The 24,465-nt window shown below is 58.6% G+C and carries 25 protein-coding genes and 1 tRNA gene; 16 read left to right on the top strand and 10 right to left on the bottom strand.

Features of this window, described 5'->3' with window-relative positions:
• Positions 1 to 128 precede the first annotated feature (128 nt).
• On the bottom strand, positions 129 to 1,094 hold the full coding sequence (locus BLW69_RS12730) for a nucleoside hydrolase (protein WP_092662233.1): 966 nt from the start codon (positions 1,092 to 1,094) through the stop codon (positions 129 to 131).
• Between the two features lie 199 nt (positions 1,095 to 1,293).
• Between BLW69_RS12730 and BLW69_RS12725 the strand changes: the two genes are divergently transcribed.
• Complete coding sequence (locus BLW69_RS12725; protein ID WP_062457174.1) at positions 1,294 to 2,079, top strand: TSUP family transporter; 786 nt, start codon at positions 1,294 to 1,296, stop codon at positions 2,077 to 2,079.
• A gap of 31 nt (positions 2,080 to 2,110) precedes the next feature.
• Here BLW69_RS12725 and cobU read toward each other — a convergent pair whose 3' ends face one another.
• On the bottom strand, positions 2,111 to 2,632 hold the full coding sequence (gene cobU, locus BLW69_RS12720; protein ID WP_092662563.1) for a bifunctional adenosylcobinamide kinase/adenosylcobinamide-phosphate guanylyltransferase: 522 nt from the start codon (positions 2,630 to 2,632) through the stop codon (positions 2,111 to 2,113).
• A gap of 262 nt (positions 2,633 to 2,894) precedes the next feature.
• Between cobU and BLW69_RS12715 the strand changes: the two genes are divergently transcribed.
• The 5 genes from BLW69_RS12715 to BLW69_RS12695 all read left to right on the top strand — a co-directional run bounded on the left by BLW69_RS12715 (position 2,895) and on the right by BLW69_RS12695 (position 7,405).
• Positions 2,895 to 3,074: a hypothetical protein gene (locus tag BLW69_RS12715; protein WP_113469042.1), complete on the top strand. Its 180-nt coding sequence runs from the start codon at positions 2,895 to 2,897 to the stop codon at positions 3,072 to 3,074.
• Between the two features lie 661 nt (positions 3,075 to 3,735).
• Positions 3,736 to 4,731, top strand: a complete 996-nt coding sequence (locus BLW69_RS12710) for an ABC transporter substrate-binding protein (protein WP_092662231.1) — start codon at positions 3,736 to 3,738, stop codon at positions 4,729 to 4,731.
• 204 nt (positions 4,732 to 4,935) lie between these two features.
• Positions 4,936 to 5,844, top strand: coding sequence for an ABC transporter permease (locus tag BLW69_RS12705; protein ID WP_062457186.1), 909 nt, complete (start codon positions 4,936 to 4,938; stop codon positions 5,842 to 5,844).
• Positions 5,837 to 6,889 carry a quaternary amine ABC transporter ATP-binding protein gene (locus BLW69_RS12700; RefSeq protein ID WP_062580606.1) on the top strand — a complete coding sequence of 351 codons (1,053 nt, stop codon included), beginning with the start codon at positions 5,837 to 5,839 and terminating at the stop codon, positions 6,887 to 6,889. The genes BLW69_RS12705 and BLW69_RS12700 overlap by 8 nt, the downstream gene beginning before the upstream one ends.
• A gap of 183 nt (positions 6,890 to 7,072) precedes the next feature.
• Positions 7,073 to 7,405 (top strand): hypothetical protein, encoded by a 333-nt coding sequence (locus tag BLW69_RS12695; protein WP_244476163.1) that lies wholly within the window; start codon positions 7,073 to 7,075, stop codon positions 7,403 to 7,405.
• Between the two features lie 132 nt (positions 7,406 to 7,537).
• On the opposite strand, the gene BLW69_RS12690 is transcribed toward BLW69_RS12695, so the two are convergent.
• Positions 7,538 to 7,696 carry an entericidin domain-containing protein gene (locus BLW69_RS12690; RefSeq protein WP_062457192.1) on the bottom strand — a complete coding sequence of 53 codons (159 nt, stop codon included), beginning with the start codon at positions 7,694 to 7,696 and terminating at the stop codon, positions 7,538 to 7,540.
• A gap of 295 nt (positions 7,697 to 7,991) precedes the next feature.
• On the opposite strand from BLW69_RS12690, the gene BLW69_RS12685 reads away from it, so the two are divergent.
• Positions 7,992 to 8,768: a formyl transferase gene (locus BLW69_RS12685; RefSeq protein ID WP_092662229.1), complete on the top strand. Its 777-nt coding sequence runs from the start codon at positions 7,992 to 7,994 to the stop codon at positions 8,766 to 8,768.
• 21 nt (positions 8,769 to 8,789) lie between these two features.
• Here BLW69_RS12685 and BLW69_RS12680 read toward each other — a convergent pair whose 3' ends face one another.
• Positions 8,790 to 9,683, bottom strand: a complete 894-nt coding sequence (locus BLW69_RS12680; protein ID WP_062458089.1) for a LysR family transcriptional regulator — start codon at positions 9,681 to 9,683, stop codon at positions 8,790 to 8,792.
• Positions 9,684 to 9,897: 214 nt separating this feature from the next.
• On the opposite strand from BLW69_RS12680, the gene BLW69_RS12675 reads away from it, so the two are divergent.
• Complete coding sequence (locus tag BLW69_RS12675; protein ID WP_092662227.1) at positions 9,898 to 10,107, top strand: hypothetical protein; 210 nt, start codon at positions 9,898 to 9,900, stop codon at positions 10,105 to 10,107.
• 219 nt (positions 10,108 to 10,326) lie between these two features.
• On the top strand, positions 10,327 to 11,355 hold the full coding sequence (locus BLW69_RS12670; RefSeq protein WP_062458093.1) for a GlxA family transcriptional regulator: 1,029 nt from the start codon (positions 10,327 to 10,329) through the stop codon (positions 11,353 to 11,355).
• Between the two features lie 72 nt (positions 11,356 to 11,427).
• Here the strand turns inward: BLW69_RS12670 and BLW69_RS12665 are convergent, their stop codons facing one another.
• Positions 11,428 to 12,276 carry a response regulator gene (locus BLW69_RS12665; protein WP_092662225.1) on the bottom strand — a complete coding sequence of 283 codons (849 nt, stop codon included), beginning with the start codon at positions 12,274 to 12,276 and terminating at the stop codon, positions 11,428 to 11,430.
• A gap of 173 nt (positions 12,277 to 12,449) precedes the next feature.
• Entirely contained in the window at positions 12,450 to 15,053 is a 2,604-nt protein-coding gene (locus BLW69_RS12660) for a mechanosensitive ion channel family protein (protein ID WP_244508810.1), read from the bottom strand.
• 157 nt (positions 15,054 to 15,210) lie between these two features.
• Between BLW69_RS12660 and BLW69_RS12655 the strand changes: the two genes are divergently transcribed.
• Positions 15,211 to 15,462: a GlsB/YeaQ/YmgE family stress response membrane protein gene (locus tag BLW69_RS12655; RefSeq protein WP_062457205.1), complete on the top strand. Its 252-nt coding sequence runs from the start codon at positions 15,211 to 15,213 to the stop codon at positions 15,460 to 15,462.
• Between the two features lie 22 nt (positions 15,463 to 15,484).
• Here BLW69_RS12655 and BLW69_RS12650 read toward each other — a convergent pair whose 3' ends face one another.
• Positions 15,485 to 16,042, bottom strand: coding sequence for a DUF924 family protein (locus BLW69_RS12650; RefSeq protein WP_092662223.1), 558 nt, complete (start codon positions 16,040 to 16,042; stop codon positions 15,485 to 15,487).
• A complete protein-coding gene (locus BLW69_RS12645) occupies positions 16,042 to 16,539 on the bottom strand; it encodes a heme-degrading domain-containing protein (RefSeq protein ID WP_092662221.1) in 498 nt (165 codons plus the stop codon). The genes BLW69_RS12650 and BLW69_RS12645 overlap by 1 nt, the downstream gene beginning before the upstream one ends.
• A gap of 202 nt (positions 16,540 to 16,741) precedes the next feature.
• Here BLW69_RS12645 and BLW69_RS12640 point away from each other — a divergent pair, with 202 nt between their 5' ends.
• The 5 genes from BLW69_RS12640 (at position 16,742) to BLW69_RS12620 (ending at position 22,677) form a co-directional block, all read left to right on the top strand.
• The gene (locus BLW69_RS12640) at positions 16,742 to 17,362 is read left to right on the top strand and encodes a TerC family protein (RefSeq protein ID WP_092662219.1); all 621 of its coding nucleotides are present in this window, start codon (positions 16,742 to 16,744) and stop codon (positions 17,360 to 17,362) included.
• Between the two features lie 345 nt (positions 17,363 to 17,707).
• The gene (locus BLW69_RS12635; protein ID WP_092662217.1) at positions 17,708 to 18,115 is read left to right on the top strand and encodes a hypothetical protein; all 408 of its coding nucleotides are present in this window, start codon (positions 17,708 to 17,710) and stop codon (positions 18,113 to 18,115) included.
• A gap of 77 nt (positions 18,116 to 18,192) precedes the next feature.
• The gene (secD, locus tag BLW69_RS12630; protein WP_092662215.1) at positions 18,193 to 20,727 is read left to right on the top strand and encodes a protein translocase subunit SecD; all 2,535 of its coding nucleotides are present in this window, start codon (positions 18,193 to 18,195) and stop codon (positions 20,725 to 20,727) included.
• Positions 20,728 to 20,803: 76 nt separating this feature from the next.
• Positions 20,804 to 21,244 carry a YqaA family protein gene (locus tag BLW69_RS12625; RefSeq protein ID WP_062457227.1) on the top strand — a complete coding sequence of 147 codons (441 nt, stop codon included), beginning with the start codon at positions 20,804 to 20,806 and terminating at the stop codon, positions 21,242 to 21,244.
• Between the two features lie 74 nt (positions 21,245 to 21,318).
• Positions 21,319 to 22,677: an APC family permease gene (locus BLW69_RS12620; RefSeq protein WP_092662213.1), complete on the top strand. Its 1,359-nt coding sequence runs from the start codon at positions 21,319 to 21,321 to the stop codon at positions 22,675 to 22,677.
• A gap of 28 nt (positions 22,678 to 22,705) precedes the next feature.
• Here BLW69_RS12620 and BLW69_RS12615 read toward each other — a convergent pair whose 3' ends face one another.
• Complete coding sequence (locus BLW69_RS12615; RefSeq protein WP_092662212.1) at positions 22,706 to 23,386, bottom strand: HAD-IA family hydrolase; 681 nt, start codon at positions 23,384 to 23,386, stop codon at positions 22,706 to 22,708.
• Between the two features lie 136 nt (positions 23,387 to 23,522).
• On the opposite strand from BLW69_RS12615, the gene BLW69_RS12610 reads away from it, so the two are divergent.
• Positions 23,523 to 24,293: an SDR family NAD(P)-dependent oxidoreductase gene (locus tag BLW69_RS12610; protein WP_092662210.1), complete on the top strand. Its 771-nt coding sequence runs from the start codon at positions 23,523 to 23,525 to the stop codon at positions 24,291 to 24,293.
• 13 nt (positions 24,294 to 24,306) lie between these two features.
• Here BLW69_RS12610 and BLW69_RS12605 read toward each other — a convergent pair.
• A tRNA-Thr gene (locus tag BLW69_RS12605) sits at positions 24,307 to 24,382 on the bottom strand.
• Positions 24,383 to 24,465 lie beyond the last annotated feature (83 nt).

Raw genomic sequence — 24,465 nt, 5'->3', positions numbered from 1 at the left:
ACATAAGGAAACCAATCGAAAATGCCAATGGGTTCCAACAAGACGGCGCCAATTTGCCGCTATATTGTTGCCTAAACATCGATTGCCGATCGGTCAGAATGCCAAACCGCCCTCAAATTTGAAGAGGGCTAGGCCGGCCGACCTGCCGTCAGCGCGACACGGATAACGTCCAGGACCTTTTCGGGTTGGACACCGACCGCGACCTTCTGGCTTGGCTGACCATCCCAAGGACTATCGACGAACCGTCGGCCTGTGTCAGGCGCCTGGATCGTCTCGCCATCGGCAATGCCGCCGCAGACCACGCGGACAGGGCCGCTGCGGAGTTTGAACAGATCGGGCGCCACCAGATAGACGCAGGCACAGCTGTCGTGGATTGCCATTCCATCGAGACCCGCGCCCTGGCGGTAGAAATCGATATAGAACTGCGAAAGGTCGGACAGGAGTGTTAGCGCCTTATCGCCACCCTTGGCCAACTCAGCCATATCATCTGACGACATCATCGTCTTCATGGTGACGTCGAGGCCGAAAGCAATGACGTTCCACGGCGCGGTAAAGACGATATCGGCGGCATCCGGATCGCCGTGAATATTTGCTTCGGCTGCTGGCGTCACATTGCCATTGACGTCGAAAGCGCCGCCCATGATCACCACCTGCTTGGTCAGGCCTGCGATCTCCGGATCAGCCTGCAGCGCCAAAGCCAGGTTGGTCATGCGACCGACCGCGACAATGGTGATTTCGCCGGGATTGGCCCTGATCGTATCGATGATGAATTGCGATGCCTCACGCGGATCGAGCGGCCAATCGATTTCGAGCGGCACGCCGATATTGCCGAGGCCATCCTCGCCGTGCACGATCGTCGGCGAGTGTTGCTCGACCCGCGACGGATCAAGCGTCTTGCCCGCCCCTTTGGCGATCGGCGCGTCGATGCGCCACTCCTTGTGCAGGAACTGCGCATTGCGCGTGGTCAGTTCGATCGAGGCATTTCCGAACACCGTTGTCACGCCGAGAAGATCGATATCCGGATGGCGGTGGAGAAACAGCAGCGCCATGGCGTCGTCTACGCCGGGGTCAGTATCGAATATGACTTTTTGCATGCGAATACCTTGAAATGCTCGCCGCCAGCCAGCGGCCGTTCATCGCGCAACATAGCGCCGCAACGGTTTACTGCAATGCAGCCGCAATCTGCAACCGCTGCCAGCGCCCCTCCTATTGCCGGATCACCGATTCGGTGCCACAAGCCGGCGCGCATCCCTTCGCCATTTCCCCTCCTCTCCTTCACGCAGAGCGCCAGCCTTGAGCGACATTGCATTTCAGCTGCTTTTTCTTCTTTTCCTCGCAGCCATCTTCGCGGGGTTCGTTGATTCGATTGCGGGTGGCGGCGGGCTGATCACCATCCCCGTCTTGCTCATTGCCGGCATTCCGCCGCTGGAATCGATCGCGACGAACAAGCTGCAATCCCAGTTCGGCTCGGCATCGGCAACAATCGCCTATGCGCGCAAGGGCCATGTGAAGCTGAAAGAGCAGCTGCCGATGGCAGCCATGGCGGCGCTCGGCGGCGCCATCGGTGCGCTGCTTGCCTCCATCGTTCCAGCCGAATTCCTGACGACCGCGATCCCCTTTCTGCTCGTGGCAATCGCAATCTTCTTTGCGATCAAACCCAATCTCGGCGATCTGGAAAGTCACCGACGGGTGACGCCGTTCGTTTTCGGGCTGACCGCCGTGCCGATCGTCGGGCTCTACGATGGCGTCTTCGGGCCAGGCGCCGGATCATTCTACATGCTGGGCTTCGTTCTGCTCGCCGGCTTCGGACTGCTCAAGGCGACCGCCCACACGAAGCTCATCAATCTCGGCTCCAACTTCGGGTCGTTTCTGGTGTTTGCAGCGTCGGGATCGGTGCTCTGGAAGATCGGCCTGATGATGGGCGTTGGCCAATTCATCGGTGCGCAGATTGGGTCGCGACTGGCGATGCGGAACGGTGCGAAGATCATCAAGCCGCTGCTGGTGATCTCATGCATTGCGCTTGCGACCAAACTGATCGCCAATCCGGCTCATCCGGTTCGTATCTGGCTGGGGTTCTAGATTATCTCCCGACCGAAACCAGTATAGCCCGTCACCCCTTCATCTTCAGCGGTAAGCCGGCGGCCACGAAAAATACGTCGTCTGCCACGGCTGCGATTGCCTGATGCAGGCGGCCGGCATGATCGCGGAAGTCTCGCGCCATGCGATTGTCCGGCACGATACCAAGACCGACTTCATTCGACACGAGGATGACGGTCGAAGCAGTATCCCTCAGATAAGACAGAAGTCCTTCAGAGGCTGAGGCAATGTCTGCCTCCGCCATCATCAGGTTCGTCACCCACAGCGTGAGGCAGTCGACGAGGATGACGACATCATCAGAGTCTATGCTGCGAAGGTTGGCTACGAGGTTCAACGGTGTTTCGTGGGTGATCCAGCCCGTGCCACGGTCGTCTTGATGGCGCAGAATGCGTTCTTCCATCTCGGCGTCAAAGGCGCGGCCTGTGGCAACATAGTGCCTGTTGAGACCGGTTTCGCCGCTAAGTTTTTCAGCGAAGGATGACTTGCCGGATCTGGCGCCGCCAAGGACAAGGACGACGCGCCCGGAGCGGGTCATGGCAGCAGGCCGATCGCAGAGAAAGGGACCGGACGATTCGTAGATGAGGAAGGCGTCCGGCCCTGCTGGTGTTTGCTCTGGATTTGCATTGCAGCGCCATGTTGACTCGTTGAAGGTCACCCGTCAATCCCATGCGGGTTAGACATTTCGGGGCGCGATCTCACAACTTTCTCAATGGGCATTCTGTTTGCGACATGCGCTGCCGACTTGTTGCGTTGAAACGCGCTGGTTCGCCGCGTATCTGAGCGCATATGAAAACGACATGGCTTCGGTCTACGAAGCCTCTGAGGAAACACCGATGCTTTACATCTTCAAGAACAATGACAGCGTTCAGATTGCCTGGAATTCGAGCCTTCCGCGTCGTGATCGTCAAACCCGCGCCATTGAACTCGACACGCGCTTTTCGCTGCTCGGTTTTATCCGTACGTTCAGCGCTGGCTGATGTGAAATGACAACCCAAAAGTCGATATGAATGCAACCATAGCGCGACCTTTCATTTCGAGATCGCTTGCGTCACTGCAAAATGGTTATGGCGGCCGGTATGCACTACCTGATCCGGCGCCAAGTCGTTCGAGGACGACCATGGCGGCAACATCTACGCGTACATTCTTACCGTATGGTTATTAGCGCGTTACCAATGCCTGCAGTTTCAATTTTTTCCCCACACTGCGTGAATTTTTCTTTGCGACAGCGAGGGCGCTAATCAGCCACTAAACGTCAAATATCGGTCGTGACAAAGTGCCGACTGCATGAACGGGCTGCTACTGGTTGCAGAGTTTGCTTAGTTATTGCCGGCGATGGCGCTTTTGTCGTCACAAAAGACGCGAACACGATATCTTACAAGGGCTTGGTGATATGCCCGTTATTGTGCGGTTACTCGCGGACAGTTGATTTCTGCTTCGGAAAACGTAGGCTGATACTGCTGACACATTATAGCGCAACGCCTGTGACATCATTCGCTGGCGTATAAAAGACGCATGAGGCCAGCTGGCCGGTGCAATCACATCTACCGGTTGATCGCACAAAGCCGCAGTCATCGGGTGCCGGCTATCGGCGCCTCCAGAGTTGAACACTGTCACGAATAAGACTGGGAGGTCTTACACATGAAGAAACTCCTCACTTCCGCAGCCTTCGCCGCCGGTCTTTACGCTTTTGCCGGCACTGCCCATGCCGACTGCGGTTCGGTATCAATCGCAGAGATGAACTGGGCGTCCGCAGGGGTTGCCGCTCATATCGACAAGATCATTCTCGAAAACGGGTATGGCTGCTCGGTGGAAATGGTGACCGGCGACACGATGCCGACCTTCACATCGATGAACGAAAAAGGTCAGCCTGACCTTGCACCCGAATTCTGGGTCAACGCCGTGCGTACCCCGCTCGACGCAGCTGTCAAGGAAGGACGCCTCGTCATCGCTGCGGAAATCCTTGCCGACGGCGCTGTCGAAGGATGGTGGATCCCGAAATTCCTTGCGGACGCGCACCCGGATATCAAGACCGTTCAGCAGGCGCTTGCTCATCCCGAACTCTTCCCGGCACCGGAAGACAAATCCAAGGGCGCGGTCACCAACTGCCCGTCCGGCTGGAACTGCCAGACATCGACCGCCAACCTCTACAAGGCTCTCGGTGCAAGCGAAAAAGGCTTTGAACTGGTCGATACCGGCTCTGCTGCCGGGCTCGACGGCTCGATTGCCGGCGCATTCGAGAAGAAGACCGGCTGGCTCGGCTATTACTGGGCTCCGACCGCGATTCTCGGCAAATACGAGATGGTGAAGCTGTCCTTCGATACGCCGCATGACAAGGCCAACTGGGATGCCTGCACGGCGGTTCCGGATTGCCCGAACCCAAAGGTCAACTCCTATCCGAGTTCGGAAGCCTTCACGGTCGTAACGAAGAAGTTCGCCGACAAGGCCGGCGTCGCGATGGATTACATCAAGGCCCGCAAATGGGGCAACGCCACGATCAACAGCGTTCTCGCCTGGCAGACCGACAACCAGGGCACCAATGAAGACGCCGCCAAGCACTTCCTTACAACCAGCCCGGAAATCTGGAGCAAGTGGGTCAGTGCCGACGTCGCCGAAAAGGTAAAGGCCGCTCTCTGAGCCTAGCCTTGCCAATGAGGGAAGCCGATCTGCGGCTTCCCTCTCAAGGCGCGTGAGAAGTCGCGACAAGCCGTCCACCGCTGACGGTCGCGCGAACCCGACGCCTTATCCATTGCAGACGTGCATGAAGCTGATTTGGTCAGGAAGGCGCTCGGGCAGCCATGCCGGGTTACGCCAAAAATCCAACCTATAAAGGGGAACATCATGGCAACCTGCAACTTCCTGCCGAACGCTCTCTGTAGCTTTCCGGCGATCAGCGACGCTTCCATCCGTGAAGCACGCAAGGTCATCGATGAGGGGTTCAAGAGCCTTGTTCGCGAATATACCGGCTTTATCGATACGATCGTCCAGCCCCTGCAATGGTTCCTGAACTTCCTGGAAAGGCTGTTCACCAACTCGCCGTGGATCATCGTCCTCGCCGTCATCCTCACCATCGTCTATCTCGGCAGCCGCAGCATCCGCATCACCATCGGTACCGCGCTCGGAATGTCGTTCATCGGCTTTATCGGCCTTTGGAACGATGCGATGATCACGCTCGCGATCACCACGGTCGCAACTCTGATCTCCATCATCGTCGGCATCCCTATCGGCATTCTGATGGCGCGGTCCGACCGGGCGCAGGCAAGCGTCAACCCGGTTCTCGACGTGATGCAGACCCTGCCGAGCTTCGTCTACCTCATTCCCGTCGTGATGATTTTCGGTATCGGCAAAGTTCCGGGACTGATTGCGGTCGTCATCTATGCGGTGCCGCCAATGATCCGCCTGACCAATCTCGGCATCCGGCTTGTCGACAAGGAAGTGCTCGAAGCCGCGGATGCGTTCGGTTCGTCGCCAAGCCAGAAGCTGAAGAACGTGCAGATGCCGCTGGCCCTGCCGACAATCATGGCCGGGATCAACCAGACGATCATGATGTCGCTAGCGATGGTCGTGGTCGCATCCATGGTCGGCGTCGGCGGGCTTGGCCGCAACACGCTCCAGGCGATCAACAACCAGTTCTTTACGTTCGGCATCATGAACGGTTTCGCGCTTGTTGCGATCGCCATCATTTTCGACCGAACAAGCCAGGCATTCGGCAAGCGCCTGCAAAAACATTCGGAGGTGGTCCATGGCTAGTCACGGCATCGAGATCAAAGGTCTCTACAAAATCTTCGGCGCGAACGGTCGCCAGTATATCGACGCCATCAAGGCGGGCATGACGAAGACCGAGCTCAACAAGAACCACGGTCATGTGCTCGGCCTCAAAGACATCAACATATCCATGCCGGCGGGCGGCATCACGGTCGTCATGGGTCTGTCTGGTTCCGGCAAATCGACCCTGATCCGCCATATCAACCGGCTGATCGACCCGACCTACGGCGAAGTCGTCTATGACGGCGTCGACGTGTGCACGATGAGCGAAAACGATCTTCGGGAATTCCGTCGGCACAAGACGGCGATGGTGTTTCAGAAATTCGCGCTTCTGCCGCATCGGACCGTGATCGAGAACACGGTCTATGGACTGGATATCCAGGGCGTGCCTCGCGCGGAAAGCTTCAAGAAAGGTCAGTACTGGATCGAGCGGGTCGGCCTCTCCGGCTTCGAGAACCACTACCCGAACCAGCTTTCCGGCGGCATGCAGCAACGCGTCGGCCTCGCACGGGCGCTGACCAACGATGCCGACATCCTTTTGATGGACGAGGCCTATTCCGCGCTCGATCCGCTGATCCGCGTCGACATGCAGACCGTGCTTCTCGATCTCCAGGCGGAGCTCAAGAAGACCGTCGTATTCATCACCCATGATCTCGACGAGGCCCTGAGGCTGGGCGACAAGATCGCCATTCTGCGCGATGGTGAGGTAGTGCAGCAGGGAACCGGCCAAGATATCGTCCTGTCACCGGCTGATGACTACATCACCGCCTTCGTCAAGGAGGTGAACCGAGGGCGTGTGTTGCAGGCAAAAACCGTGATGAAACCGTTCGACGGTCTGACTGACGGCATCAGGCTTGCGGGCAACACGACGATCGAAAGCGCTGCGAGAGCGATCTGCGAGGCGAGCCTGACACGGGCAACGGTGACAGATCCTACTGGAGCGCCTGTCGGGACGCTCGACCTGCACACCATCATTTCTGCCATGGTCAGCCCTGCATCATCCGAGGAGGCACGGATCGCTGCGGAATGACAGGGCTCGGCGTCGGACCGTTCTGACGCCAACCGGCCATATGCCGACGTCCTTATCGACAAGGTCGACATGTTGGGCGATAAGATCGACAAAGGTCAGGACGGCGCTCCCCATGGTGTGGAGGCGCGGATCTGGCGTGAAACGATCACGGTAAAGGATGAAGACGTGAGCAACATTTCGCCAATTGGCAGCCGCGAGACCGTTGCCGAGAGTTTCGAGAACCGGTCGGCCGAACAGCAGTCCTGGCTTGTTCTGTTGATGGAGAACCCGTCGAGCGATGACCTTCTCCTGTCGGGTCTGCATCTCTACCTGGATCAGGCGAGTGAAGGACGGTTTCTCAACTCTTTGAAACTGGAAAAATCTGGTGGATGGCTCGGCAATGCAGCGCCGGCGCGGCTTCAAATCCGCATTGCGGAAGCGGCGAAATCCAGCCAGCACCCAGCCTATCAGGCGTTCAAGAAGGGTCTTGATCAGTCAGGCGGCTTCGAGCGCGCCTATCCAAAGGCTCGAGTCTGATCAAGTCGAGCAAAGCGCATCGAAACTGGCCGTAGCTTGTACGCCAAGACCGCCCTGCCCCTCGCTGCGGGGCACCTCAGCAGCCTCGCTGCCGGCACGTGATGGCCGACAGCGGAGCTGGGGAGTAACTAATTACTGTGCAGCCTTGCCAACGCGGTGGCCGGCGTCCTGGGTGGCGTTCACGGTGTTCGCCGTGTCCTGGCCTACGCCGCGGATCGTGTTGCCACACGAGCTGAGCGAAGCTGCCGTTACGAAAAGTGCGGCGATAACCGTGACTGTCTTTGCCGTCATGTTAGAAAACTCCCTGGATGAAGATCAAATCGTTCGGAAAATCAATTTCCGGCACAGGAACGTTCCAGCTCGGAAAAAGTTCACGTGATCAAATGTGATGTGTCTCTTAGCGACCGCTGTGATGCTTTTTGGCAACAGCCCAATCGCGCCCGATGACTTCACCGCCGGTTCCAGCACAATGATACAGGACAAATCGGTTGTCGCAGCGCGCGAACCGAGAGGTCGGTGTGAATTTGCCAATCTTTCCCCGTTACTATGAGCGCGCACGCTACGCGGTCAATTACGGGGCAGGCCCATGACGGAACATTCATCTTCTCGGGTTTTGATCATGACTGCTGGCGGCATAAACCCGCAGGTGATGATCAATGCCATCCATCGGGAGTTTTCTGATCTCCACGTTATCCAGGAGGAAGCGGAACCGAAATCGGTGCTTCTGAAGCGGCGCGCGAAGCGGTTTGGATGGATGCATGCGCTTGGTCAGCTGGCTACGATGATTGCGTCACGGCTCGGCAAAGGCATCGCAGCGAGACGGTCTGAAGAGATCATTCACGAGCACGGGTTGATAGCGGCTTCCAACCCGGCAGTTCCTGTGACATCCGTATCGTCCCTGAATGACGCTTCGTGTCACGCTGCGGTAAGTGCAATCCGACCGGCAGTCGTCTTCACGATATCCTGCCGTATCCTGTCATCCCGAACGCTTGCCGCGATCCCCTGCCCCGTGATCAACTTCCACGCCGGCATCAACCCGATGTATCGTGGCCAGATGGGCGGGTACTGGGCTCTCGTGGAAGGCGATGCGCAGAATTTCGGGGCAACCGTCCATCTCGTTGACAACGGGGTCGATACCGGCGGAACGCTTTACGAGAAACGGATATCTCCGGCCCGTTCCGACACGATGGCAACCTATCCGCTCCTGATGACGGCATCCGCGACGGATATCGCAATCAAAGCAATCCAGGATGCGATCACGGGCAATCTGAAGCCGTATGAACCATCCGGGCCATCAGCCCTGCGCTTTCCGCCGCCGATCTGGACGTGGCTTTATCACGGCATCACCAAGAAGATCTGGTGATGCTCACGGAAATGCCCGAGTTCAGGCCGCCGTTGCCAGCGCGCCGAACGCTTCCCTCATGCTTTCCGCGACAGCCTTGGCCGGGGCCGAGAGATGGGGCGCGGTTAGGAGCCGAATGTCGAAGCTGATGAGTTCTGGCAGCCCTTCCTTGGCGCCCAGAACCTGCATGTCGCTCGTGACATAGGAAAGCGGGAATGGTGCGATCGCAAGGTCGGACACGACTGCTGCGCGCTGCGCCATCGTATGAGAGCTCGCATAGGCGATACGATAGGAGCGCTTGTGGCGATCGAGCTGAGAGATCGCATCCTGCCGCCACACGCACCCATCCTCCCAGACGGAGATCGGTAGCGGATCACGCAAGTAGGCATTGCCGCATTTAGCACCGGCCCAGACGAGCCGTTCGGAATGGATCACTTCACCGGTGGTCGGGAACGGCCTTGTCGCACAGTTGATCAGGGTGAGATCCAGCCGCTGCTCATCCATCCGCCGGCGTAACTGCAGGCTCTGGTCGACGGTGACATCGACCATGATCCCCGGAAAGCTCTCTCCGAAATCCTTCAGGAGCTTTGGAAGTAACCGCTCGGCGATATCATCGGGAGCGCCCAGCCTCACGACGCCCGCGAGATCGGGCATGACGAACCGCGAGACCGCTTCGTTCGATAGAGCGAGCATCCGGCGCGCATAGGACAGAAGCATTTCGCCATTCTGCGTCAACGACACCGATCGCGCGTCCCGAAGGAACAGCGTCGTCTTCAACTGTTCTTCGAGCTTCTTGATCTGCATGGACACGGCCGACGGTGTTCGCAGAACCGCTTCTGCGGCAGTCGAAAAATTGCCCGTCTCGGCAATGGCAACAAAGGTTCTGAGGATGTCGATATCGAGCAATGGAAGAGGCGGTCGAAACGGAACGGTCATCGTCATCACCATCAATTAAATTGAACCTAAGCACCATATCATTTCGTTTGATTGAAAGTCAAACAGGTCGCATCCTTGGAAACACGACACGCCATCTCAAAACAAAACGAATCTTGATGGGATGGATCATTTTAATTCTCTTTTTTGATGACTGACCGCAGTTCACATTGAATCGGCGTCCAGTGCTCGAACGAGAGCCCCAAGGAGAAAATCGATGAGCATCATGACCTATCGTGAGAGTGTACAGCCACGACCATCGCAGTCGTCATTTGCGACATACGTCGGGCTTGCCCTGAGCACCGTTTCAAGCCTGCGGGACGCATGGCGCCGCCGTCAAAATGAACAGGTCCTTGAGGGCCTGCCACCAGAAATCCGCAAGGATATCGGTTGGCCATCCACCGACAACGACCTCAAGCGCCAATGATGCGCAATACTCATGGCCTGCATGCGACATGCAGGCAGGTCTTGAGGCTGCGTCTTTTTTGATCGCCTGTTAACCAGATTATAGTGTGTGCGACCTTTGGACGTCGCAAATTTGACATTTCGCCGTCGTCAAATGTCCTTCTCCGTCACCGCCTTCCGTGTCAATGTCGCTTTTAAAGAAACGACCGGATTAACGGCGGCCAGCGAAGGGAACAGCGACATGGATATTACAAACCGTGGGCACGCGAAGAAACGCGCGCTCGTTTTCTTTCTTGTGCCGCATTTTACGATGCTGCCCTTTGCAGCCGCCGTCGAAACCCTGCGGATCGCAAACCGCATGCTTGGCTACGCCGCCTATACCTGGCGCCTCTGTTCCGTCGATGGCGAGAAGGTTTACTCGTCCAGTGGTATCGGTCTCGAAGTCAACTCCTCTCTTGCAGACGAACGCCGTCACCTGAGCGGTGAGCATCGCCCCAGCATGGTGCTGATGTGTTCCGGCATCTATGTGGAGGAGTTCAACAACAAGTCTGTCAACGCCTGGCTGCGCGAGACTTATAACCGCGGCACGGCTGTCGGAAGCCTTTGCACCGGCGCGCATATTCTGGCGCAGGCGGGGCTCCTGAACGGCAAGCGCTGCGCGATCCACTGGGAGAACCTCCCGGGTTTTGCCGAAGCGTTTCCACAGGCGGAAGTCTATGCGGATCTCTACGAGGTCGACTCCAACCTCTATACCTGCGCTGGCGGCACCGCGTCACTCGACATGATGCTGAACCTGATCGGCCAGGATTTCGGCGACAATCTTGTCAACCGTGTCTGCGAACAGCAGCTGACAGATCGCGTCCGCAACCCGCATGACCGCCAGCGTCTTCCCTTGCGTGCCAGGCTCGGGGTCCAGAACTCCAAGGTTCTGCAGATCATAGAGCTGATGGAAAACAATCTGGCCGAGCCGCTGTCACTGGTCGAAATCGCCGACGATGTCGGCCTGTCCCGCCGCCAGATAGAGCGTCTGTTCCGGCAGGAAATGGGGCGATCCCCTGCCCGCTACTATCTCGAGATCCGCCTTGACCGCGCCCGGCATCTGCTGGTGCAGTCCTCGATGCCGGTCGTCGAGGTTGCGGTCGCCTGCGGGTTCGTGTCAGCGTCTCATTTTTCCAAGTGTTACCGCGAGGTCTACAACCGCTCACCCCAGCAGGAACGCGCAGAGCGCAAGCTTTCGCTCAACACCGCACGCACCGGGGTCGTGGTGTAAGTTTTCTTGGAGAGCGGCACGCCATCGATATGAGGTGCCGCTCGCTTTACACACTCAGCAGCTCTCAAGAAATCAGGCAACGTTCCTGACGTCGGCTGCTGGAGCCTTCGAGCGCATCGTGCGGATCTGGATCAGCGTATCCAGGTTCTGGTTGACGCGGCAGTAGAACTCCTCATCGATGAAGGGCCGCAACATGAAGTCATTGCCGCCGGCCTTCAGGAATCGGGCGGAAAGCAGCCGGTCCGACGACGAAGACACGCCGATCACGCGCAGTTCGTGGGAACCGCGAACCGAGCGGATGCGGCGCGTCAGTTCGAAACCATCGATATCGGGCATGTTGTAGTCGGTGACGACGAGACCGATATCGGGGCTCTTCTTCAGGATCTCGAGGGCTTTGGCGCCGCTTTCGGCGACACTGACCCTAAAATTATAGCGCTTCAGACGACTCGAGAGCAATGCGCGGGCGGTCATGCTATCATCGACGATCAGGACGTGATGGCGGTGGTTCGTCAGGAACCTGCAAACCGATTCCGCCAGCATGTCGACCGCAAAGACGTTGTCCTTCAGGATATAATCCACGATATCCTTGGCCAGTAGCCTATCGCGTGTTTCCTGCTGGAAGGTGCCGGTAAAGACGATGGTCGGGATCGAAAGATCGATCAGGTATTCTAGCGCCTCTCCGTTTTCAGCACCCGGGAGGTTGATGTTGGAGATCGCAAGCGTGACAGGCTCGGTGGAGCGATCGTAAGCAAGCTGCAGATCTTCGAAGTTACGGCAGATCTCAATCTCGATGCCGAACAGTTCTTTCAGTCGGGTCCCGACCATCGACGTAAATACGTTGGAATCTTCCGCAAGCAATATGCGCGCATTCGCCAAAGATTCGCCGGAATATTGCATGCCGGAAATGCCGAGAAATGTCATGGTACCCTTTTAACCCCGATCCTTGCCCCATTTGTTTAACTCTATGCGAAGCAATTTTCAGAAGCGTTAATTAGGCAGTACTTTCACATCTTGAGCGCAGCGGTCATCGAGTTACCGCTGCCTAAAGTGAATGATGTATTATTCCGGTACCTTACCATTGTCGGCGTGTGGCTTTACGCGCCACCCGCCGTATCTCCCTCATCCGGCAGGACCGGCTTTCCGCGGTGGAAGACGATCTCCTGCTGCGGGAACGGAATCTCGATGCCCTCCGCGCGGAAGCGCTGCAGAATGGCGATCCTGAGGTTGTTCCGGATACGAAGGCCATCACCCATGTCAGCGAGATGGAAACGAAGCTCGAAATTCAGCGACGACGGCCCGAATGTCAGGAACTCGACGTGAGGTTCCGGATTCCGCAGCACTTCGGGGATCTGGTCGACGAGTTCCAGCAGAATGTCCATCACCCGTTGCGGGTCAGCGTTGTAGCTGACAGCGATCGGAATTTCCGAACGGCCGATCTTGTTGCGATGCGTCCAGTTGCCGACCGCGGCGTTGATCAGGTCGGAGTTCGGCACGATGATCGATTGTTTGCGGAAGGTCTCGATCTCGGTCGCACGTACAGAAATCCGCTTGACGATACCTTCGTTTGCACCCGTCACCACGTGGTCACCCACCTTGAACGGACGTTCCACCAACAGAATCAGTCCCGAAACGAAGTTCGATACGATGTTCTGCAGGCCGAAACCGATACCGACCGACAGTGCAGACGCGACAAGAGCAAAGCTTGAGAGGTCAATGCCCGCAGCCGACACGCCGACGATGACGGCAAGTCCGACGCCGAGATAGCCGATGCCCGTCTTCACCGAGTTTCGGACACCGAGATCCACCTGGCTTCGGGCAAGAACGTTGTTGTCGATCCACTTCTGAACCCAGTGGGTGACGACAAAGCCTAATCCGAACAGAAGGATGCCGCCGAAAATGCCGACGATCGAGATTGAGACGTTACCGATCCGAATTTCGGTGAAGAAATTGTAGATCCATGCCTCGATATCGGTGGTCTGGAAGCCCCAGGTCAGAAGGATGAGCGGGATGCCGAGAAACAGGGCGAACGCATAGATGCCGAGGCCGGCAACAAGCCCTGTCTGGTCGAGCGCGACCTCGCCAAAATTGCGGCGCTCCGCCAGCTGCCGACCGGCGCCGGTGTTCTTGAACGCACCCTGCTTGGAGATCGCCTTGCCCGACAGGAAGCCCAGATAGACCAGGACGACAACCGCGCCCGTCAGCACGATCTGTGTCGCGACAAAACGGGCAAGACCAATGTAGCCCGTCAGGACAGCAAGCAGAAGCAGCCCGCCCATGATCTTCAACAGACCGGAGAAAAACCGCGGCCAGGGATGGCCGGTACTGCCGCCACGATCCTCGCCCTCGGCAACGCGCGGCCGAACAAAGGAAATGGCGATCAAGATGAGACCAACGATGACAGCGGCGAACAGGCTCTTGACGATCGTCAGAACCAGCGGCGAGTTCAATGCCTCGCTGATTGCGCCGAGAAGGTAATCCAGTCCGTTGACCACCGCCATGACGAGCACGGCCAATGTCAGCAGCCGCGCGCCCTTATCGGTGATGCGCACCAGTCGCCATGCCGGTTCTCCCGGCGCCATTACGCCATAGGTGAGCTTCCAGACAAACGAGACGAACCAGATGAAGCCGAACAGCGAAGCAATGATCGGCGCCACATCGGGTCTGAGAACATTGAACCCATCGAGGAAGAGATAGGAGGTCACCAGAAAGGCCGCGATCGAGACCGTCTGGATCACGGTCGACCAGAAGGCGACCGAAAGACGCTTGATGTAGGATGGATCTTCCTGACCGTTGCGACGAATGAAGCGGCCGAAAATGCGGTAGCCGCCCCAGAGGAATAGGGCCGCAGCACCGATGGACAGCGCGATGGCGCTCAGAAGCTGAAGCAGCTTGAAGCGGATGACAAAGCCGATCCAACTGCCAAGCGTCGCGTTGAAGTTGTGCACTTCAGTTACGAAGGCATTGCCCGCCTCGATGAATAGATCGGCGTTCAATTCCGTATGACGAAACAGCGTCTGCGCGAACAGGGCACGGCGCAGGTTGGTGATCGTGTTGGCGAGATTTGTCGCGCTGTTGGCCAGGTTGTTGGCATCATCGACGATGAGGTTCAGCTCGGAACGCTCATTGACCAGCTTGCCGCGCTCCTCGGCGACGGCCGGCGCTTCCTGCGGCTGCCCTTCGGCCGGTGGTTCTCCGAGGCTCGTCAACCTGGACTGGATCTGCGTGACACGTGCCTTCAGCGTGTCAGACGCGCTGCGCATCTGTTCGACGATCTCTTCCGCCTGCAGGCGAAGCTCGGCCAGTCGGCCGTCGTCGGTCGTATCCTGCCTGACCTGATCGTTGAACGTGGTCAGCCGGCCGCGAAGGCTGTCCAATGTCTCCTTCATTTCATGATTGATCGAGTCGACCGTCACCATCGACTGTGGGTTTTGCTGAGCAGATGCCTGCGGTTGCCCGGCCTGCCCGGGGGCTGCCTGGCCCGGCGCGGTCTGGGCTGGTGCCGCTTGGGTCGGTGCAGCCGGGGTTGGCGCAGCCTGCGCCGGCGGAGCCGGGGTCGGTGCAGCCGGGGTTGATGTCGTACCGTTTTGCGGAGCCTGCGCATTGGCCGTAAACGCTGCTGCGGTCACAAGCAGGACGATCATGGATGCGCGGATCGTTCGCGTCATCAGCGACAAGGGATCGAAGGAGTTCACGCGCACCGGTCTCTACTCTTCTCAGGACAATCGGAATCGCAGGCACGAATAGAGGCACTTCAAGGCGAAGAAAAGGACGTCCTGCACAGCCTGAAAATTCCTTGGGAACTTTGGAACATTCTGCTGCGTTACCAATCGCAAATTCAAAACGTGAGGGTAAGACATGGAAGAAGCAGGCATCGGCTGGATCGCAGCCATCATCATCGGCGGCATTGCAGGCTGGCTGGCAGAACAGTTCATGAAGAGCAATATGGGCGTCTTCATGAACATCCTTCTCGGCATCGTCGGCGCGATCATCGCCAACGCCATTCTCGGCTTCTTCGGCGTTGTGCTGGGCGGCTGGATTGGCTACCTCATCGCCGGCTTTATCGGCGCCTGCATACTTATTGCAGTTGCGCGCGCCTTTAGACGCTAAGCGCTGATTAGATCAGATCTGATCAAAAACCCGACCCCGGCAGAGCACGATACTCGAGCTCTTCCGGGGTCGAATTGCGTCCGAGCAAAGCATTTCGATGCGGGAAGCGGCCGAACTGACGGATCACCTCCCGGTGCTTGACCGCGTAGTCGTGATATCGTTCGTCGCCGAGGAGAGCAAAAAGCTCGACTGCGCGATCCTGGTCTTCAAGCGCTTCCGAATGCTCGAAGGGCAGATACAGGAAGCACCGCTCATGAAGACCGGCGCCCGTATCGACACCTTCGTCAACTGCCAGCCTCGCCTCCCGCAACGCGATCCAATCTGTTGCGAACGCCAGCGGTGTGCCCCGATAGATATTGCGAGAAAACTGGTCGAGCACGATGATGGCCGCGAGATGCCCCTCGCGTGACCCTCGCCACGTATCCAGATCTCCATGCGCCAGAAACAGGTGCGTCGCTGCGAAATGCTTCGAGATTGCGACGTCCAGCGCAGGGTTCTTTTCGAACCATTTTTCCGGTCCCAGTTCGACAAACCAAAAATTCAGCACGTCTTCAGGAGTACGAACCGCTTCAGAACTCATCAAGCTTGCTCCAGTTGAAGACCGTCGGACGACTTGCCCATCATCACCAGCAGAGCCTCCACGACGAGCCTGTGATCGTCTCGCTGCGGGAGACCCGATACGGTGACTGCGCCGATACAGCCCGCGCCGTTCACCTTTATCGGAAAACTGCCGCCATGCGGTGCATAGTCGGCAATAGGAAGCGAGAACTTTGCCTCGAGTGTTGTCTCCTGCCTGGTCATCTTCAGACCCATTCCATAGCTCGACTGAAAGAAGCGCATGACGACATTGCTCTTGCGCCGAACCCAGTCTTCGTTGTCAGGCATCGAGCCCGGCAACGCCGTGTAAAAGAGTGGCATCGAGTGAAGCCGGATACCGATCGCGACTGGCAGTGCCCTCTCGATCGCCATGTCGCGCAGCAAAGAACCGAGTCGCCAAGCTTCGTCCGGACCAAAGCGGTCGAAAATCAGGGCCGCTTCCTGCTCGGCGATCCTGGCGATATCCTGTTCAAGCGTCATGGTATTTCCCCGTTTGTAGCCTCATTGATGACGGTGGAATTGGGGAATGTAAATATCCTGCCCGCCAGCGCCGTTGCTGATCTTCCGGCAGACCATCCGTTACACGGTTTGCGGAAAGACAATTGTAAATTGCTTGTGCGCAACCGCGAAGAAGCGGATAGAGGAAATTACCTCCAATCCTTCCCATTCAGGCCTCCCTATCATGGATCTATTTACCGCTGCTGGCTTGGCTGCCCTCGTCGAGGTCATTGCCATCAATCTCGTGCTGTCCGGCGACAACGCGATCGTTATCGGTCTTGCCGCTGCCGGCCTTCCGGCGGACATGCGCAAGAAGGCAATCCTGTTCGGCATCGCGGCCGCAACCGTGCTTCGTCTGATCTTTGCAGCGGTCACCTCATACCTTCTCGGCATCGTCGGGCTGCAGCTTGTCGGCGGCCTGTTGCTCGCCTGGGTGTGCTGGAAAATGTGGAGCGAACTGCGTGCCCACGATACGGCAGACGCCGACGCGCTCAACGCTGCGGCCGCCAACCAGCCGCAAAAGACGTTTTTTCAAGCGGCAATGCAGATCGTCGTCGCTGATGTGTCCATGTCACTGGACAACGTCCTTGCCGTTGCCGGAGCTGCTCAGGAGCATTCCGCAGTCCTGATCATCGGTCTCGTCGTGTCGATTGCGATGATGGGTATCGCTGCCAATTTCGTGGCGAACCTGCTCAACCGCTACCGCTGGATCGCCTATCTCGGCCTCGCCGTGATCGTCTATGTCGCAATCACCATGATCTATCACGGCACGATCGAAGTCTTGCCGCTGATCCAGTCTGCATAGTCTTTTCGGCTCGTTTTGAAACAGCGGTTTAAACGCTCATTATTATACAATCGAGATTGACCGTCGAATCAGAGCGCTGCCATTGAAGCAGGCCGGCTAGCAACGTTAGGTGGTCGCAGCCGGCAATAACCGGTCAGGGGCTCGCGGACCCCCAGCTCGAAAGTGCTGGTGAGCCCCGTCCAATCGCTGACTGAGGTCAAGGCCGGTTCGCGCCCGACGCGAGGCGGGTCAAACTTCGGTTATCCCCCGCCGTGATGAGATTGACCGTACCAGCACTCTCCTTTAGAAGCGGCATTCTTCCGAAGCAGGCTCTTCGGTGTGACGAATATTCCGGAGTTGGAACGGATGGCGGTGTTTCCGGCAGGAACACGAGAGACGGCCCGGTGCGCGCAGGACAAGCTCCCGTCGCAATGGGCAGTCTTTGTCGCGGCACTGCTGATCGCCTTCGTCGCTCTTCTGTCTGGTGGCCTTCGTGACAGCCAGGCAATTTTGCGCATTGCGCATTCCAGCGAGAAGAGCTCGGAGACACCACAAGCCAGCAAACGCGATCCTATTCGCACGCTGGCGACTGCCGACCGCAGGGAGGCTGGTCCCAGCCAGTGGAGCGGCGCAGACGGTGCTTTGGCTTTCACCGCCTCGACACTGACGATTCCGGAATTTGCTCAGGCGATTGCATCCGCGCTCACCGATGCCAACCCTATCGGCACGCATTGGCCGGTTCCGCTGCCGCGCGCACCGCCCGTCGTCTCCTAAGCGCGATAGTCGAACCTCACACGCATACGGCCCCTTGCTGCGAAACGCGCAACCGGGGCGAAGCAGGATCTTAAAACATGAGAAATTCACCCTGGCTGGTGGCGAGCTATATCCTTGTCATCGTGTTCGGCTTCCTGGTGGCGATGCCGAACATTCTGCCGCAATCGGTCCTCGACCGCGTGCCTTCCTTCCTGCCTCACAGCCGTGTGTCGCTCGGTCTCGACCTTCGCGGCGGTTCGCATCTGGTGCTGGAAGTGGACCGCGCTGATCTCATCAACGAGCGTGTCCAGGGCCTGATCCAGGATGCACGCCGCGTTCTGCGCGAAAAGAACCTCGCAACATCGGCTATCCGTCGCTCGGGCGAGGCTGTGCTTGTTACGCTTCGCGATCCAGCGCAGCGCGATCAGGCCGTCACCGAGTTGCAGACGCTCGCGAACCCGATCGGGCTTGGCACGACGGTTGGTGGCAGCGACCTTTCCATCACCAGCCAGGGCGACAACACGATTTCCATCGCCCAGACGGATGCGGGGATCACCTCCCATATCAACGCTGCCGTTGAGCAAAGCCTTGAGATCATCCGCCAGCGCGTCGACCAGGTCGGCGTCGCCGAGCCGACGATCCAGCGTGTGGGTTCGGACCGCGTTCTCGTCCAGCTTCCAGGCGAACAGGACCCTTCGCGCCTGCGCCAGCTTCTCGGCTCGACCGCCAAGATGAGCTTCCACCTTCTCGGTGACCAGGGCCAGCCGGGCGTAACCATGATCGCAGACGAAAGCGGCCAGCAGTATCCGGTGCTCGACCGCGTCGAGCTCTCCGGTGACCGCCTGACCGATGCCCGCGCTGCCTTCGACCAGCAGAGCCGCCAGCCGATCGTCACCTTCCGGTTCGACAGTGCCGGTGCAGCCCGCTTTGCCCAGATCACACAGGCCAATGTGGGCCGTCCGTTTGCGATCGTGCTCGACAACAAGGTGCTCAGTGCACCCGTCATCCAGACGCCGATCACCGGCGGTTCCGGTCAGATTTCGGGCAGCTTCACGCCTGAGGACGCGACCACCCTTTCCGCGCTGCTGCGCGCCGGCTCCCTGCCCGCCAAGCTCACTGTCATCGAAGAACGCACCGTCGGCGCCGACCTTGGCTCCGATGCGATCGAAATGGGCATCTTCACCGGCCTCATCGGCTTCGTCCTCGTCGTCTGCTTTATCTTCTTCCTTTACGGAAGCTGGGGCATTCTGGCCAACGCTGCGCTTCTCATCAACGTCGTCCTGACCTTTGCCGGCCTCACCTTGATCGGGTCGACGCTCACCCTGCCCGGCATCGCCGGCGTGGTGCTCGGCATTGGTCTTGCAGTCGATGCGAACGTTCTGATCAACGAGCGCATCAAGGAAGAAACCCGCAAGGGCAAGAGCGCGTTTGCGGCAATCGACTCGGGCTTTGCCCGCGCCTACTCGACCATCGTCGACAGTAACGTCACGGCGCTGATCGCGACCGTCCTTCTGTTCTGGTTCGGCTCCGGTCCTGTCCGCGGCTTCGCGGTCACCATGGGCCTCGGCATCATGATCTCGATGTTCACCGCCGTGTCGGTCGTTCGCGTCGCGATGATCTACATTGCCGCACAGCGCAAGCTGAAGAAGATCGAGATCAAGCCGCTTCTACCGATCAATCTCGTTCCAGATGGTACGCGTATCCCGTTCATGAAGGGTCGCTTCATCGGTATCGGCGTGTCGGTTCTCCTGTCGATCGCCTCGCTCGTGCTGTTCGTAACGCCGGGCCTCAACTACGGCGTCGACTTCCGCGGCGGTATCCAGATGGAAGTCGTAACCGCCAACGAAGCGGATCTCGCGTCCTTCCGTTCGGGCCTCAACGAGCTCGGTCTCGGCGAAGTGGCACTGCAGGAATTCGGTGCCCACAACAGGCTCCTGGTCCGTGTCGAGCGCCAGCCGGGCGGCGAGATAGCCCAGACAGAGGCTGTCGAAAAGCTCAAGACGGAAGTCCTGAAGATCGACCAGACTGCCAAGGTTGAGCGTACCGAAGTCGTCGGTCCGAAGGTATCAGGCGAACTTGCGACTGCCGGCTTCCTGTCGGTCCTGCTTGCCTCGATTGCCATGATGATCTACATCTGGGTGCGGTTCGAATGGCCCTTCGCCGTCGGTGCCATCGCGACACTCGTGCTCGATGTGACAAAGACGATCGGCTTCTTCGCGATCACCGGTCTCGACTTCAACCTGACAGCGATTGCAGCCCTGCTGACGCTGGTCGGTTACTCTGTCAACGACAAGGTCGTGGTCTATGACCGCATGCGCGAGAACATGCGCCTCTACAAGAAGATGCCGCTGCGCGACGTGATCGATCTGTCGATCAACGAGACGCTGGCTCGAAGCCTCTATACCTCGGCGACAGCGTTCCTCTCGCTTCTGCCAATGGCTATCTGGGGCGGCAGCGCCGTCTCCAGCTTCGCAATCCCGATGGTGTTCGGCATTCTCGTCGCTGCCCTCTCGTCGGTGTTCATCGCAGCGCCGATCCTGCTGTTCCTTGGCGACTGGCGTACCCGCCACCAGGCTCAGAAGCCTGTTGCAGACGACACAGCCGTCGATTCCAAGCAGATCAGCAACGTCTGAGGCGTTTCACCATCCGAACAAAAGGGCGGGTCGTTTCCCGCCCTTTTTCATTTCCACGTTTTAAACCCGGTTTTCCATGGTCGATCTTGCCGCCTATGCGGGCCTGTTCTTTGCTGCATTCATCGCTGCCACGATCTTTCCGATGCAGTCGGAAGCGGTCCTTGTCGGCCTCATCCTGTCGGATCGCTATGCGCTTGCGGCCCTCGTCCTCACGGCCTCCGTCGGCAACACGCTCGGCTCGGTGGTCAACTGGCTGATGGGATTGGGCGTGGAGCGGTTCCGGGACCGACGCTGGTTCCCCGTCAAGCCTGACAAGCTTGAGAAGGCAAAGACCTGGTATCGCAAATACGGAAAGTGGTCGCTTCTCCTGAGCTGGCTACCGATCGGCGGCGATGCCATCACCGTGGTCGCGGGTGTTCTGAAAGAACCGCTGCCAACGTTCCTTGTTTTGGTCTTCATCGGCAAGACGCTTCGCTACGGCGTCGTCGCGGCTGTAACGCTCGGCGTGATCGGTTAAGCCATACCAAACATGGAACAATCGTGTGATGTTCCCATTAGTGTTGCCATGTAGGACCATGTTGGGAGGCAGTCATGGCAGAGGCGTTCGGCGCGAAAGAAGAAACACCTGAACTCAAGCGCGTGATGGGCCCCGGCCTGCTGCTGCTGTTCATCGTTGGCGATATTCTCGGAACGGGGATCTACGCGCTGACCGGACAAGTGGCCGCTGAAGTTGGAGGCGTTGTCTGGCTTCCATTCCTCATCGCTTTTCTTGTCGCCCTGCTCACCGCCTGCTCTTATCTTGAACTCGTCACCAAATATCCGCAGGCAGCTGGTGCCGCGCTCTACACCCATAAAGCCTTCGGCGTCCATTTCGTGACGTTCCTTGTCGCCTTCGCTGTGATGTCATCAGGCATCACGTCTGCGGCGACGGCATCGCGGGCGTTTGCCGCCAACTTCTCGACGTCGCTCGGGCTGGATCTCGGGGTCTGGGGCGTACCGCTGATTGCCGTCGGCTTCATTGCGCTGGTGGCGGCGGTCAATTTCCGCGGTGTCGGTGAAAGCGTAAAGCTCAACGTCGTGCTGACCGTTGTGGAACTGACCGGCCTTCTCATCATCATCGGCATCGGCCTCTGGGCAATTGCTGGTGGCGAGGGCGATGTATCGCGTGCCTGGACGTTCGCCACACCGGAAGGCAGCGGAACGTTCTGGCCAGTCGTCGCCGCAACCGGTCTTGCCTTCTTCGCGATGGTCGGGTTCGAGGACTCGGTCAACATGGCCGAAGAGTGCAAGGAGCCAAGCCGTCTCTTCCCGAAAGTGCTGCTGACCGGTCTCGCGATCACCGGCGTGATCTACATTCTCGTGGCAATCTCTGCGATTACTCTGGTGCCGGCGAACGAACTGGGCGAAGGGGAGACACCGCTTCTGAAAGTCATCCAGGCCGGAGCGCCCGCGTTCCCGATCAGCATTTTTGCAATCATCACGATGTTTGCCGTCGCCAATTCGGCGCTGATCAACATGATGATGGCAAGCCGACTGATCTACGGCATGGCCCGCGAAAATGTGCTGCCCGCCATGCTCGGCAAGGTGCACGCAACGCGCCGCACGCCGTATATCGCAATCGTTTTCACATCGCTTCTCGCCGTCTGTCTGATTCTCTTTGCCGGCGGCGTGCCCGCTCTTGGCGGGACGACTGCTCTTCTGTTGCTTTGCGTCTTTGCGATCGTCAATGTCGCCGTGCTGGTGCTGCGCAAGGACAAGGTCGATCACAAGCACTTCCGGACACCAACGATCTTGCCGGTTCTTGGTGTGATCTCCTGCGTGTTTCTTGCAGGCCCCTGGGCCGGTCGCGATCCGGTCCAGTACGCCATTGCTGCCGCCCTGCTTGGCCTCGGCGTCATACTGTGGATCGCCACCGTCCAGTTCATGAAAACATCCAGCAGGGCTGCCTGACCGGTACCAGAAGACCGGCGTCAGCCTCTCACGCTCTGGACTGAAAGGTGATGACGCCGTCGTTGGCGACGCTTACCGAAACACCGGTATAATCCGGGATCCGGAAGTGCCCGCCTTCGACGTCGTGGGTATGAGTGGCGGTGATCACCATGACATCGGCACCCGCCGCCTCACCGGCCAAGATACCGGCAGGGACGTCCTCGAACACCATCACGTTGGAAGGGTCTGCGCCAAGCCGTTTCGCGCCGAGCCTGTAGCCCTGCGGGTCCGGTTTGCCGATCGTGACGTCCTCGGCAGTGACCAGCATGGACGGTATCGCAAGGCCAGCTGCGGCAAGTCTTGCCTTTGCGAGTTCCAGCGGCGACGACGTCACGACACCCCATTGCCCCGCGGGCAGGCTTGCCAAGAAATCAGCAGCGCCGGGAATCTGAACGATACCCTCGACATCGTCGATCTCGCCGCGCAGAACCTTCTCCGCTTCCACTGCCGGATCAAGACCCGGCAGGTTGAGGCTGGTGATCGTATCGATGCCGCGCTTGCCGTGCATGAAGGGCAGGAATTTCTCCACGTCGAGCCCCTGCTCTGCCGCCCAGCGTCCCCAGACACGTTCGGCAGAAGCAATCGAATTGAGGATCGTTCCGTCCATGTCGAAGAGAAAGCCGCGATAACCTCTGGTCGGCAGGACGATGACGTTTTGGGAGACTGACAATGCGGAATTCCTTTTGGAGAGACTGACGGGATTTGCAGGACCGGATACGCATCCGGACTACAGATAGGAGGGAGCCGGCGCAATTGACGGCGAGGTTCGAAGCGTTAGAACTGAGAATGGGAATGGAGAAAACCCTATGAATGAGGATTTGATGGGGCACGCGGATCTGCGCGGCCGCGGCGTGCTGATCACGGGCGGCGGATCCGGCATTGGAGCGGCGCTTGTCGAGGGATTCGCGGCCCATGGCGCGAAGGTCTCGTTTATCGACATTGCCGACGAACCCAGCACAGCACTGGCGGACCGGCTTTCCGCGATCAACGATCATCCAGTCCAATATATAAGGGCGGACTTGCGCGATACCGACGCCATCAAACATGCGGTCGATGATGCGGCAGCAAGCCTCGGGTCACTCTCGGTGCTCGTGAACAATGCCGCTTGGGACGATCGCCGGGATCTCGATGATATCACCGAAGACTACTGGGACCTCAGCCAGGCGATCAATCTGAAGCAGGTGTTTTTTACATCGCAAGCCGCCGTGCCGCATATGCGGTTGGCCGGCGGTGGTGCCATCGTGAATTTCTCGTCGATCGCCTGGATGCTCAACATGGGTGGAATGCCATCCTACACAACCGCCAAGGCCGGTATCGTCGGCTTGACCAAGAGCCTCGCCGGCAGGCTTGGGCCGGAAAACATCCGGGTCAATGCCATTCTGCCCGGCATGATCGTCACCGAGCGGCAGAAGGACTTGTGGCTGAAGGACGAAGACATCGCCGCGATGATCGGGCGCCAGTGCCTCAAACGCAGTCTGGTGGCGCAGGATGTCGTCGGCCCTTGTCTGTTTCTCGCGTCGAGCGCCGCGGCTGCCATAACTGCGCAGACACTGGTGATCGACGGTGGCGCGATCTAGCGAGAAAGGAAGATGGTGCCCCTGCCGAGGAATTGAACCTGGATCGGCTGCAAACGAAGCAGCTGCTCTGGCTTTGAGCTACGAGGGGCGTGCGAACTGATTGCCACCGATTGGTAAGGAGCGCAATCACAGCCTTTACCAATGGTTACGGGGTAAGGTTAACCCTGGCCCA

The sequence above is a fragment of the Rhizobium sp. NFR12 genome (assembly GCF_900108545.1).
Classification (GTDB): domain Bacteria; phylum Pseudomonadota; class Alphaproteobacteria; order Rhizobiales; family Rhizobiaceae; genus Neorhizobium; species Neorhizobium soli.
The sequence above is the reverse complement of the archived record's forward strand: the minus strand, read 5'-3'. Positions and strand labels throughout refer to the sequence as shown.